Here is a 12,335-nt window from a genome sequence, read left to right on the forward strand (position 1 = left end):
CCGCGGCACCGGGCCGGACACCGCCGGCACGGTGGACGGCCGCACCGGCGCGGACGGCGGCACCACCGCGGGATTCCGCGCCGCGCCGGGTGGCGGCAGCACGCTCACCGGCGGCAGCAACGACGACAGCAGCGGCAGCGCGCTCGGCGCCGGCGCCGTGGTGTGGGACGCCACCTCGCTCACCGAGCAGCAGCGGTCGCTGGTACGGGCGGTGGCCCGGCGGCGCAACGCCCTGGTCACCCACGTCGTCGTGCTGGTCGACGAGGACGAGCTGGTCCGGCGCAACCAAACGCGCGCCCACCCCGTTCCACCGGACGTGCTCGGCTCACAGCTGCGCCGGTTCGACCCGCCGTACCCCGGCCGTGGCGCGCACCGCACCTGGTACGTGGGGGCGGACGGCGCCGTCGGGGACACCGCGGGCACCCTGGCGGGTGGGGCCGAGGACGAGGAGGCGTGATGCGCACCAGCGAGGAGCTCTACCACCAGGTGCGGTGGGACCCGCGGTTCGACCCGGCCCGGTTCGTGCTGGGGCTGCACCAGCGGGGGGCGGCGCCCAAGCGGGTGCCGCTGCCGTCGTACGTGCCCGGCGGCGACATCCCCTGGCACCGGGTGCTGTTCGTGGAGGCCGACGGCGAACTGGTCTGGGACCGGGCTGCCGGGGTGGACCGGATCGATGTGACGGAGGCAGGCCGGGTACGGGAACCGCGGCGGCTGCGCGCGCCCTTCTTCACCGCCCGCACCCCGCACGCCTGGGACCCGGCACGGGCGGCGTGGACGCCCGTGGGCACGGGCAGCGGCACGGACAGCGGGAGGGGCAGCGGAAGGGACGACGGGCATCGGCGTCGCGGGCGGGCGGCGGTGCCGGGAAGCGGGCGCGCGTCCGTATCGGGCAGCGGTCACGGGGCGGGTCGCGGCGGGGCCGCGGGCGTACGGCTGTTGACGTGGAACACCCTGTGGGACCGGTACGACGGGCCGCTGATCGACACCGCGCGGCGCCGCCCGCTGCTGCTGGCCGGCCTGGCGGCCGCGGACGCCGACGTGATCGCCCTGCAGGAGGTCGAGCCCGCGCTGCTCGCCCTGCTGCTGGGCGAGGACTGGGTCCGCGACGGCTACGCCCTGAGCACGGACACGCGCGGCCGGGACGTGGCCGAGACCGGGCTGCTGGTGCTCAGCCGGCTGCCCGTACGGGAGGCGGGAGTTCACCTGCTCGGCCCGCACAAGGGAGTCACGGCCGTCACCGTGGAGACGGCCGGCGGCCCGCTGGTGGTCGCGGCGACGCATCTGTCCAGCGACCACTCGCCGGACGGGGCGGCCCGCCGCCGGGCCGAACTCGCGCGGCTGGCCGAGGGCCTGGCCGGCGTCGAGGGTGACGTGGCACTGCTCGGCGACTTCAACGACGGCCGGGGCGGGGCCGAGGGACCGGCCGGAACGCTGGGCCTGCTGGACGCCTGGTCCGCCGTCCACGGCCCGGACGACGCGACGCCGACGTTCGACCCCGGGGTCAATCCGCTGGCCGCCGTGTCCTCGCTGACCGGACGGGCCTCCCGGCTGGACCGGATCCTGCTGCGGGCCGGTGACGGCGCTGGCGGGCAGCCGGACCCGGTGCGGGTGGTACGGGCGGCCCTGCGCGGGGACCGGCCGGGGCCGGACGGACTGTTCGTCTCCGACCACTTCGGGGTGGAGGCGGAGGTGTGCTTCGGCGGGACCGGTCCGTACGGGGCAACGGCCGGCGTGCCCGTGGCGCTCGGCTCCGACGGCGTCCGCAACATCAACGTCCGCGATGCCCGCGACATCCGCGACACACGCGATGCCCGCGATGCCCGCGAACACGTCGACGTCCTCGACACCCTCGACGTACCGGTCACGGCGCGCACGGCGGTGGCGTGGCTGCCGCCGGCCGGGCTGTGGCCGGCGGTCCAGGACATCCGCCGGGAGCTCGATCCGCAGATCGACCGGTGGCCGCCCCACGTCAACCTGCTCTTCGGCTTCGTACCGGAGTCCGCGTTCGAACGGGCACTGCCGCTGCTGGCCGAAGCGGCGGCCGAGGTGCCCGCGTTCACCGCGCGGCTTGCCGGGGTGGACAGCTTCGGGCACCGCGAGGACGCCACGGTGTGGCTGGACCCGGCGGCGGACGGCGAGCTGCCGTGGGCCGAGCTGCGGCAGGCCCTGGCGCGGCGGTTCCCGCAGTGCCGGACCCGGGCGGAGGGGTTCACCCCGCACCTCACGCTGGGCCGGACCGGGGATCCGCAGCGGGCCGTCGCCGAGTGCACCGCCCGGCTGGCCGGCGCCGCGCTGACGGCACGGGTCGGGGAACTGGCGGTGCTGTCCCGCCGCGGCGACGAGCCGATGCAGGTACGCGCGACGGTGGCGCTCGGCACGGGCGAGGTGCGGTGGCTGCCGGACGCCCACGAGGACGGCTCGACACCCGCGCCGGAGCCGGGGCGGGGCCCAGCGCCCGTGCCGAGCCCCATGCCCGAGCCCATGCCCGGGACCGCGCCCGAGCCGGGGGCCGGTCCCGTACCAGGGACTACTGGGGCGGCGTCAGGGCGAGGGGTTGGTACGGGCCCGCTGCCGGGGCCGGTCGAAGGGCCCGCCGGTCGAGCCGCCGCGGCTGCCGGTGCCGGCACACGGGCCGGTACCGACCCCTCCGCGGCACGGAACGACTCCACGGCACGGGACGACTCCGCGGCCGGGGACGTCGTCACGGCCGACGACACTGCCGCCACGGCCGATGCCGCGCCCGACGACGTGGCCGATGCCGCGGCCGACGACGTGGCGCGGCGGATCGCGGCGGCGCTGCCCGAAGGAGTCGTACGGGTCGTCGGCTCACGCCGCATGGGCTGCGCCCTGCCGGGCGCGGACCTGGACCTGGTCGCGGCCCTGCCGGACCCGGTGGCCGACCTGCCCGTCGTGGCCGCACGGGTGGCTGCCGCGCTGCCGCAGGCCGGGCGGCTGCGCGAGGTCGTCGGGGCTCGGGTACCCGGCCTGCGGTTCGGCGTGGGTGACCTGTCGGTCGACCTGGTGGTGGTCGCCACCGGGGACCTGGCGCCGGCCGAGGCGGTGGCGCGCCGGGCGGAGCTGGGCGAGGCGGCCGCGGTCGCGCTGAGTGCGGTCAGCGACGCGGAGGCCGTGCGGGCGGCGGTCGGCGCGGAACCGGCGGCGTTCGCCGGGCTGGCCGCGCAGGTGAAGGCATGGGCGAAGGCGCGCGGCCTGGACTCGGCGCCGTACGGCGGGCTGCCGGGGGTGGCCTGGTCCGTGCTGGCGGCCCGGACCGTGCGCGAGGCGTGCGGACCGGCGGCCGAGCGGCGCCTCACGGGCCTGGACCTGCTGCGGGAGTTCTTCGCGACGTGGGCGGCGTGGGACTGGAGGCAACCCGTCCTGCTCGACGGCCCCGCGCAGGGGCTTCCCGCGTCGCAGGCGCTCGCCGCCGCCCAGGCGCTTGCCGCGCAGGGCCCGTTGACGGTGCTGACCCCGTCCGCGCCGGTCCGGAGCTGCACCGTGCAGGTCGGGGCGGGCTTCCGGGACCTGCTGGCGCAGGAGCTGTACCGCGGCTGGGAGCTGCTGGAGGAGCGGGGCGCGGCGGCGTGGCCGGAGCTGGTCGGGGTACCGCCGCTGCACCGCCGGCACGGCGCCTGGGCCGTGGTGAGCGTGGCGGGCGGCGACGAACGGGAGTTCACCGAGACCATGGGCCGCGTGCGTGGCCGCGTACGGGCGCTGCTGACGCAGCTGGAGGAGGCGGGCGTCGCGGACGCCCATGCCTGGCCGAGGCCCTTCGCGTCGGGGCACCTGCACGCCCGCTTCGCGATCGGGCTGGGCGCCGCCCCGCCCGACGCGGCGTCGCTGGCCGCCCTCGCGGCGCCCTGGGCGGGCGGCCTGGCGGGGGTCGACGTGGCGTGGGAGGGACCCGGTTCGGTGCCGACCCTGAGGTGAGCCTGCCCCACGCGGAGGCAGCCGTAGGGCACGGCACGCTCTGCGAGAACGCAAAGCTGGACACCGCCGCGCAGCCCCGTCGTCTCGGCGCGGGACCCGCGTCGGATGCAACTGCTCGACGGCAACAGCAGCATCGCAAGCACAGTTCTGTCGCCTGCGAGGCGACGACCCGGAACGAGACCAGGAAGAACGGTGAACGTCCGACGCTTCCTCACGGGCAGTGCGTGATCGCCGTACTGGCGGTGCAGCCCAGGGCTGCGAACGCCGCCCCCCGCCGCAACGGCGGACGCGTCCGCGAGCGTGGCAGGGCTTGCCCTCAGCGACACCGCCCCTGCAGGCCGCGACTGTACCACCGGCAGCGTCCGCGGCGGCAGCCGTCTCCTGACCACTGCGGGAAGCGACGGGGCGACTGACGGGGGTATCAGCGGGCCAGGCTCAGGCTGCGGGCGGGACCAGGTCGTGACAGCAGGCGGGGCAGTCGGCAGCTCGGCAGGCCTCGGCAGGCCTCGGTCTGTGACCCCGTATCAGATCTTAATGACGATCTTGCCCGCCGTGTGCCCGGCCTGGCTCAGTTCGAAGGCCTCCGCGAGGGCACCCAGCGGGAAGGTGCGGGCCACCGTGACCGTCAGTTGGCCCGCGTCGGCCAGCCGGCCCAGTTCGGTCAGGTCCCGGCCGCTCGGGCGGACCCACATCCACTGGCCGCCGGCGCCCATCACGCTGTGGTCGGCGATGGAGGCGTGCCGCCCGCCCTCCGCGAGCACGGCCAGGGTCACGTCGAGGACCCCGCCGACGAAGTCCGCGACGACGCTCACCCCGTCGGGGGCGAGTGCCCGGACCCGGTCGGCGAGGCCTTCGCCGTACTCGACGGGTTCGCAGCCGAGGCCGCGCAGCCGCTCGTGGTTGTGCGCGGAGGCGGTACCGATGACCCGGGCCCCGAACGACGTGGCGATCTGCACCCCGAACGACCCCACCCCACCCGCCGCGCCGTGCACCAGGACGGTGTCCGCGGGTCCGGTGCCGAGGCGGGTGAGCAGCTGGTACGCGGTGAGTCCGGCCAGCGGGAGCCCGGCGGCCTGGTCCCAGTCCAGCGAGGCGGGCTTGCGCGCGAGGGCGCGCACGGGGACGGAGACGTACTCGGCGAAGGTGCCGCCGTGGATGTAGTCCTTACGGGCGTACGCGACGACCTCGTCGCCCTCCGCGAACTCCGGGACGTCGATGCCGACCCGGGCGATCCGGCCGGCCACGTCCCAGCCGGGGACGACGGGGTACATGACGTCCATCAGGCCGTCGAGGCCGCCGGCCATGATCTTCCAGTCGACCGGGTTGACGCCGGCGCTCTCGACCCGCACCAGGACCTCGCCGGGTGCGACCTTGGGGATCGGCAGCGAGGCCTCCTTGAGGACCTCCGTCCCGCCGTAGGTCTCGTACGCCATCGCCCGCATCGTGTCCTGGGACATCCGCCCGGCCCTCCGTGCTCACCCGCTGAAACACCGCCGTCGGGCCCCATCCCACCACGCCCGGCGGCGGACGCCGGTCAGCCGTGCCGTGCGTCCGCCGATCGGGCCAGCAGAGGCCGTGCTCGGACGAAGACGAAGACGAAGACGAAGACGAAGAGGAAAGCGCACGCACGGGCGCAGGCGCAGGCGCTCCTACTCGTACTCGGTGCCGCCCTTGCGCGTCAGGTACGCCGGGCTGACCGCCTTCGCGATGGCCCGGCCGCCGACGACCGGGCTGTACCGCTCGGTCACGGGACGGATCACCACGCCCTCGCGCAGGTGCAGCTCCCGCCCGGAGACCGTCTCGCGTCCGGTGGCCAGCTCCAGCACCCGGTCCAGGTCGTACGCTCCCGTGAACAGTCGTGGCACCAGCGGGAGTTCGCCCTCCAACACCTGCTCGGGGTCCAGCCAGCGCACCTGTCCGTCGATCTCGGCGGAGACGTCGAACACGGCGAGGCCGGGGCCGGTGGCGGTCCGCGCGTCGTCGCCGTAGGCCAGGTCCTGGACCCCCGCGCCGTAGACCTCGCCGAAGATGCCGACGCGGGTGGCGCCGAGCCGGGCGGCCAGCCGGGCGGCGACGGCCTGTACGTCGTGGGCGCGGACGGCGCGCCAGTAGAGGTTGCGCTCCTCCTCCTTCAGCGCCAGCCCCTTGGAGCCGAAGCCCTTGGAGGAGACCAGGAGCCGCTCGTCCTGGGCGAGGTACGTCACCAGGCAGGCGGTTCCGTGCAGCTTCTCGGTCAGGACGACCTGCTCGCCGGGCTCGAAGATGTGCGGGTAGCGCTGGAGGTTCTCGATGTCCACCCACGGCAGGAGGTCGGGCGCGGACTCGACGTCGCCGTTCATGGTCGTGGGGACCGGCGGGGCCCACTTGGTGATGCCGAGCCGCTCCGCGAAGTCCGTGCCCTCCTTCGCGGCCAGGGCGAGGTCCACGTCGGCCAGCGCACCCGGCCGGCAGACCAGGCCCTGCGAGAGCTCGCCGCGCAGCCGTACGGCCTTCACCCGGTCGGCGCCGCTGCCGGCGAGCCGGCCGGTCAGTCCGAGCTCGGCTATCAACTCCGGTGGCAGAACGGACTGTTCGGGTATGTAGACGGCGAAGTCGCCGGTGCGGTACGTGCCCTTCGCGACGACGGCGCGATAGAGGCCCACCTGGGCGAGCTCCAGCGCGTCGGCGTTCGGGTGCTCATGGATGGTCAGTTCCTCCGCGGTGACCCGGAGTGTGGACATGCCTCGGTCTCCTTCGCGAATCGGTGGTGACGGACGGCGGGGCGGTCGTCCGTCCGTCCGTCCGAGCGACCGACCGACCCGACGAACAGCCGCCGCCCCGCCGAACCCCACTCTCCGGTCCGGGATTTCCGCTGGTCAACCCGATATCGGCGGGCTACCCTGCCCCACCGGTGCGCCGCTGCCGGCGCACCGGTGAACGGCGGCCGAGGAACACCCGGCTGATCCAGTAGGTGAGGATCAGGTTCCAGAACAGCAGCCCGGCCAGCCCGCCCATGATCGGCGGGTCGACCAGCGGCAGGGCCACCGCCGCCACCGAATGCAGCGCCAGCATCGCGACTGCCGCGGCCATCGCCAGGACGGGCGGGCAGCGACGGGCGATCATCAGCAGCGGGCCGCGCACCCTGTGCGAGATCCGGCCCCGCTGCCACAGCAGCCAGCCGGACCACATCAGCACCAGCAGCAGCCCACCGATCAGCGGACCGGAGTACCCGTCGGCCTCCGGGGAGCCCGAACGCAGCCCGTACGTGCTGACCATGGAGACGAACATCCCGGCCAGGGCGACCCAGCGGGCGGAGGCCGCCACGCCCCAGGCCATGCCCTCCAGGTTGTACCGCGCGTACGTGTCCTCGACGTCCAGCGCCGCGGAGTTGACGAAGCCCTCGGCAGCCCTGGTCCAGGCCCGCGGGTTGAACGCGGAGCGCCGCTGGTCGAGCATGGCGAGGTTGTTGTGGGCCTCGCTGCTCTGCGGGTCCAGGCGCAGCGTCGTCTCGTACGCCGTGCGCGCGGTGCGCAGGTCACCCAGGCGCTGGGCGATCAGGCCGACCATGAAGTGCGCCGAGGCCTCCTCGGGGGCCAGCGAGGTGGCGTGCCGGGCCACGGCGTACGCGTCCGTGCGCAGCGCCCGGTTGCCGCTGCGCTCCAGTACGACGGCCAGGGCGTGGTGGCTCCCCCAGAACAGCGGGGCCAGTTCGACCGCGCGGCGGGCGGCGGCGACGGCCTCCTGGAGCCGGCCCAGCTTGGAGAGGGTGTCGGCACGCACCATCCACGGGTAGGCGTCGTCCGGCTCCAGGCGCAGCGCCTCCTCGACGGTGGCGAGGGCGGCGTTCAGGTCGCCCATGGACCGCTGGCAGCGGGCGAGCAGGATCAGCGCCCGGGTGTCGTCGGGCTGCCCAGCCAGGTGCCGGGCAGCCAGCTCGGCGGCCTGCGGGTACCGGCCGAGGTCGTGGAAGAGTTCCGCGCGGTCGATGGTGGAGCCACTCACGCGATCACAGCTTCCGCTTCTTCTTGAGGTAGGCGAGCAGGTCGTCGTACATCCCGCCCTCGTTGGCGAACATCGCGACGTTACGGGCGGCGGCGAACCACGGCTCGCTGGACGGGCGGACCTGCCGGGCGGCCCCGAGCAGGTCCGCCATGCCGATCATGCGGACGTTCCCGGTCCGGGCGGAGTCGAGCAGCGCGTTCTCGGCGGCGGCCTCGCACACATAAGCCAGGTCGGCGCCGGAGAAGTCCTCGGTGGCCTTGGCCAGTTTGCCGAGGTCGACGGCCTCGATCGGGCGGTCGCGCAGGTGGTAGCGGAGGACTGCCTCACGGGCGGGGGCGTCCGGCGGCAGCACCAGGAGGGTGCGGTCGAGGCGGCCGGGGCGGCGCAGCGCGAGGTCCACGTCCCAGGGGACGTTGGTGGCGGCGAGGACGAACACGCCCTCGTCCTGGGCGCTGTCGATGCCGTCGAGCTCGGTGAGCAGCTGGTTGACGACGTTGCGCATGCCGTTGTGGTGCGTGCGGCTGCGCTTGGCGCCGAGGGCGTCGAGCTCGTCGAGGAAGACGACGCAGGGGGCCTTGGCGCGGGCGATCCGGAAGATCTCGTGGACGTTCTTCTCGGACGCGCCGATGTACATGTCGAGGACGTCGGAGAGGGTGACGGACATGAAGCTCGCGCCGAGTTCGCCGGCGACGGCGCGGGCGATGAAGGTCTTGCCGCAGCCGGGCGGCCCGTAGAGCAGCAGGCCGCCGCGCAGGCTCTTGCCGTAGAGCCTGCGCAGCTCGGGGTTGCGCATGGGGGCGAGGAAGGCGGCTTCGAGACGGTCCTTGACGTCCTGCATGCCGCCGACGTCCGCGAGGCGTACGGAGCCGGGCGCGTCGACGTCCCAGACGGCCGCGTCGCCGTCGTCGCCGTCGTTGCCGTCCGCGGACCGGTCGTCGGCGGTGAGGGGGGCCTCCAGGCCGGGGCGGCCGGACGCGGAGTCACCCGACCGGGGGCCGCCGGACGCGGAGTCACCCGAGGCGGAGTCGCCGGACGCGGAGTCGCCGGACGTGACGAAGCGGGGGCCGACAACGTGGCCGAGGTCCTGCTCGGCGGCGGCCCAGTCGAAGCCGGTGCCCTCGGCGGGACCGACGCCTGCGACCGCACCGGAGGCCGGGCCCGCGCCGGACTCCCCGCCCGTGCCGGGAGCGGCAGCCGGGCCGCCGGTGGCGGAACCGGGGCCGGCGCCAAGGCCGTTCGCCGGACCCGCCCCGGCGGCCGGCGGGGCCGGAGGTTCGGACGCGGCGGCCGGCAGGCCCATCGCGCGGGCCATCAGGGCACGCGCCTGCGGATCGCCCGGGGCGTGCTGGAGGGCGACTGCGGCCTCGGTCACCGCGGCGTCGTTCCGCCCGGCCGCGAGCAGCAGTTCGGCCAGGTGGAGGCGCAGCGGGACGTCCTCCGGTGCGGCGGCGACGGCCGCGCGCATGCTCCGGATCAGGGGTGACTCGTCGGACATGCCCTCACCCTATGGAGTGAGGGCCCGAGGGAGGAAACGGGAGGCGGGCCGGGCGCCACGGACGCGATCATGGGGGCGGCCGGCAGACACCGTGCGAGCGCAGGAGGAACACCATGTCACGTCCCGTCACCATCGTCACGGGAGGCAGCCGCGGGATCGGCGCCGCCACCTGCGTACGGCTCGCCGCCGACGGACACGACCTGGTGCTCGGTTACGTCAGCAACGAGGCCGCCGCGCGCGCCACGGCGGCGGAGGTCCGGGCCGCTGCTCCCGAGGCGCGCTGTGTGACCGTGCAGTGCGACACCGCCGAGGAGAAGGACGTGGCGCGGCTGTTCGACACGGCCCGGGCGGAACTGGGCCCGGTGACCGGCCTGGTCAACAACGCCGGGGTGACCGGGCCGCTGGGCCGGCTCGCCGACGCCACGACCGAGAACCTGCGCCGGGTGGTGGAGGTGAACCTCCTCGGGTACCTGCTCTGCTGCCGCCGGGCCGCCCAGGACATGGCGGCGGGTGGCGGCGGGGCCATCGTGAACGTCTCGTCCACCGCCGCAGCCCTCGGCAGCCCTGGGGAGTACGTCCACTACGCCGCGACCAAGGCGGCCACCGACGCGCTCACCGTCGGACTCGCCAAGGAACTCGGCCCGGCCGGCATCCGGGTCAACGCCGTTGCTCCTGGCGTCATCGAGACCGACATGCACGCCGCCATGGGCGACCCGGACCGGCCGGCCAAGGCGGCGGCCGGCATCCCGCTCGGGCGGCCCGGCCGGCCGTCGGAGATCGCCTCGGCCATCGCCTGGCTGCTCTCGCCCGACGCCTCGTACGCCACCGGTGCCGTGCTCCGGGTCTCGGGCGGCCGCTGAGCCGGGGCCGGGCGCCGGGCGGCGCTCAGATGCCGAACGCCTGCCGCGTGTACGGGCCGTAGACGCCGGGCTGGTCGCCCTTCAGGTCGCGGTCGCGCTGTAGCTGGGCCACGGCGCGGCGGGTCTGCGCGTCGTACACGCCGGTCACGGACACGTACGTGAACCCCTGCCCGAAGAGTCGTTCCTGCAGGGCTCGCACCTCCGACCCCCGGTCGCCCATCCGCAGGGTGCCGCCCGTGGCCGGACCCGCCGTGGACGAGGGCGACTCCTTGGGTGACGGCTGGCCGGCGGACACCGAAGGGGAGGCGGTGGCCGAGGCGGAAGCGGACGGCTTCGCGGAGGCGCCGGACTCCGGGCCGTCCGCACCGGGGCTACGGGCCGGCAGCACCGGTACGGGCACCGACGGCGCCGGGCCGGTGCGCGCGGGCCCGGTGTCCGGGCCCGTGTCCGCGAACACCAGGAACAGACAGACCAGCACGGCGGGCACGCCGGCGGTCAGGAGGGCGAGCACGGTGAACGGAATCCGGCCCTCACGGTCGTGATCGCGGTCCCTGCCGCGATCGCCACCCCTGCCGTGATCCCGGCCGCCACGGTCGGCACGGCGATCACGGTCACGGTCACGGTCACGCTCGTGACTGTGACCGTGACCGTGATTGCGGGCACGCTCCCACCCGTCCACGCGCTCGTGCGTGCCGTGGCGGCCCTGCCCGTCACCTGCCGTCGGCCACCCGGCCGCAGGCCCGGCTCCGCCGCCGGGCGGTACGCCGGCGTGACCGGCCGGCCCCGTCCCGAAGTCCGGCCAGATGCTCGGGGGGGCAGGTTCGGGCAGCGGCGCCGACGGGCCGGTCCAGGGGTCGCGGACCGGGCCGTCCTCGGGGACGGCGGGTGTGTACTCATCGGGGTGGTGGGACACGTTCTCTCCAGGCAGGGGGTGGGGCCGGCACGGCGGTGCGGTGGCGGCCCCACCCGGCCGGTTCAGGCCCTGCGGCGCCGGGCGGTCAGGACCATGGCAACCCCCGCGGCCAGTACGAGGCACCCGGCGAAGGCCAACGTGCCCGTCCTGGCGGAGCCGGTCAGGGCGAGGCCGCCGTCGGAGCCTTGGCCGCCGGCTCCGACCACGACGGCCGGGACCGGACTGCCGGCACCGCCGGACCCCGGCGCGTCCTGCTGCCGCACCTTCTCGGTGGCCGGGGTGGGAGCGAGTGCGGGAGGGGGAGGGAGAGCTGCCGTGGGAGTGGCGGCGGCGGTGGTCGGGCCAGGCCCGGCTGCGGAGCCGTCGTCCGGGGCCGACGGCGGTGCGGCCGGGACGCCGATCCTCACCTCCGCGCCCCTGCCCCGTCCGGCACCGGTCGGCACGGCCGCCGCGCTCGCGCCGAGGCCGCCCGTAGCCGCGGCGGCGTGGGCCGCCGGGGCGGCCGCGCCGAGGGAACCGAGCGCTCCGAGCACGAGCACGCCACCGATCACGGCCGAGGCGAGTGCGGGGCGGGCGGACAGGGACATGGCGAGCGACCCCGGAGGGCACGGCATGCGGGATTCTCGGTCGGGCGCACTCTTTCCCCCGGAGAACATCCAGGTCAAGCCGGATGTCCGAGCTGTCCCATGCATCCGGTCTGTCCCGAGCTCCGCATTCCCGGCACGTCCGGAAGGAGTGGTTCAGCTCCCGGTGGCCGGTTCCCGCTCGTCGCCGGACGGCCTGCCCCTGGCGCACCCGCCCCGGCGCGGCCGCGCCCACCCGCGCGCGCCACCCGCGCGCGGCCGCCCGTACGGGCCGGAAGGCGGGGTCCGCGTCACCCGTGAGCGTGACCGGGCCGGGCGGGGACCGGGCGGTGTACGGCATGGTGGACGGGTGCAGTTACGCCGGGCCGTGCCCCTCTCCCTCGCCGCGCTCCTCGCCAGTGCCGGCTGTGTGTCCGTCGGCCCGACGGCGACCACTCCGTCGCGTGGCACCGGCACGTCGGCCGGTTCACCGGCGCTTCCCCTGGGCCGGCTGCCCGAGGCGACCACCGCGCCCGCGCCGACGCCGAGCCCGCCGGAGGCCGGTTCCGCGGCCGAGGCGCCCCGGCAGCAGG

The 12,335-nt window shown here is 75.7% G+C and carries 9 protein-coding genes and 1 pseudogene; 4 read left to right on the plus strand and 6 right to left on the minus strand.

Annotated features, from left to right (window positions below; genetic code table 11):
• Positions 1–457: AAA family ATPase (locus tag GPJ59_RS25710; RefSeq protein WP_219670076.1), on the plus strand; the 457-nt coding region annotated here is incomplete at its 5' end.
• Positions 457–3,930 carry a poly(A) polymerase gene (locus GPJ59_RS25715; protein ID WP_219670077.1) on the plus strand — a complete coding sequence of 1,158 codons (3,474 nt, stop codon included), beginning with the start codon at positions 457–459 and terminating at the stop codon, positions 3,928–3,930. The genes GPJ59_RS25710 and GPJ59_RS25715, both read left to right, overlap by 1 nt.
• A gap of 524 nt (positions 3,931–4,454) precedes the next feature.
• Here GPJ59_RS25715 and GPJ59_RS25720 read toward each other — a convergent pair.
• From GPJ59_RS25720 to GPJ59_RS25735, 4 genes are all read right to left on the minus strand, one after another.
• Positions 4,455–5,372, minus strand: a complete 918-nt coding sequence (locus GPJ59_RS25720) for an NADP-dependent oxidoreductase (protein ID WP_219670084.1) — start codon at positions 5,370–5,372, stop codon at positions 4,455–4,457.
• Positions 5,373–5,579: 207 nt separating this feature from the next.
• Positions 5,580–6,650 carry an RNA ligase (ATP) gene (locus tag GPJ59_RS25725; RefSeq protein ID WP_219670078.1) on the minus strand — a complete coding sequence of 357 codons (1,071 nt, stop codon included), beginning with the start codon at positions 6,648–6,650 and terminating at the stop codon, positions 5,580–5,582.
• 154 nt (positions 6,651–6,804) lie between these two features.
• Positions 6,805–7,911: a tetratricopeptide repeat protein gene (locus GPJ59_RS38655; protein ID WP_219670079.1), complete on the minus strand. Its 1,107-nt coding sequence runs from the start codon at positions 7,909–7,911 to the stop codon at positions 6,805–6,807.
• 4 nt (positions 7,912–7,915) lie between these two features.
• Positions 7,916–9,406 (minus strand): ATP-binding protein, encoded by a 1,491-nt coding sequence (locus tag GPJ59_RS25735; protein ID WP_219670080.1) that lies wholly within the window; start codon positions 9,404–9,406, stop codon positions 7,916–7,918.
• A gap of 113 nt (positions 9,407–9,519) precedes the next feature.
• Between GPJ59_RS25735 and GPJ59_RS25740 the strand changes: the two genes are divergently transcribed.
• Complete coding sequence (locus tag GPJ59_RS25740) at positions 9,520–10,266, plus strand: SDR family NAD(P)-dependent oxidoreductase (protein WP_219670081.1); 747 nt, start codon at positions 9,520–9,522, stop codon at positions 10,264–10,266.
• Positions 10,267–10,291: 25 nt separating this feature from the next.
• On the opposite strand, the gene GPJ59_RS38660 is transcribed toward GPJ59_RS25740, so the two are convergent.
• Entirely contained in the window at positions 10,292–10,777 is a 486-nt protein-coding gene (locus GPJ59_RS38660) for a peptidoglycan-binding domain-containing protein (protein ID WP_219670082.1), read from the minus strand.
• Between the two features lie 464 nt (positions 10,778–11,241).
• Positions 11,242–11,793, minus strand: coding sequence for a hypothetical protein (locus GPJ59_RS25750; protein ID WP_219670083.1), 552 nt, complete (start codon positions 11,791–11,793; stop codon positions 11,242–11,244).
• A 319-nt stretch (positions 11,794–12,112) separates the two neighbouring features.
• On the opposite strand from GPJ59_RS25750, the pseudogene GPJ59_RS25755 reads away from it, so the two are divergent.
• A pseudogene (locus GPJ59_RS25755) lies at positions 12,113–12,335 on the plus strand (hypothetical protein); the annotation flags it as partial.

The sequence above is a fragment of the Streptomyces bambusae genome, from assembly GCF_019400985.1.
In the GTDB taxonomy this organism is placed as follows: domain Bacteria; phylum Actinomycetota; class Actinomycetes; order Streptomycetales; family Streptomycetaceae; genus Streptomyces; species Streptomyces bambusae_A.

Coding starts and splice junctions, on each gene's coding strand:
- GPJ59_RS25715 (WP_219670077.1), top strand. CDS start 457: ATGCGCACCAGCGAGGAGCTCTACCACCAGGTGCGGTGGGACCCGCGG.
- GPJ59_RS25720 (WP_219670084.1), bottom strand. CDS start 5,372: ATGCGGGCGATGGCGTACGAGACCTACGGCGGGACGGAGGTCCTCAAG.
- GPJ59_RS25725 (WP_219670078.1), bottom strand. CDS start 6,650: ATGTCCACACTCCGGGTCACCGCGGAGGAACTGACCATCCATGAGCAC.
- GPJ59_RS25735 (WP_219670080.1), bottom strand. CDS start 9,406: ATGTCCGACGAGTCACCCCTGATCCGGAGCATGCGCGCGGCCGTCGCC.
- GPJ59_RS25740 (WP_219670081.1), top strand. CDS start 9,520: ATGTCACGTCCCGTCACCATCGTCACGGGAGGCAGCCGCGGGATCGGC.
- GPJ59_RS25750 (WP_219670083.1), bottom strand. CDS start 11,793: ATGCCGTGCCCTCCGGGGTCGCTCGCCATGTCCCTGTCCGCCCGCCCC.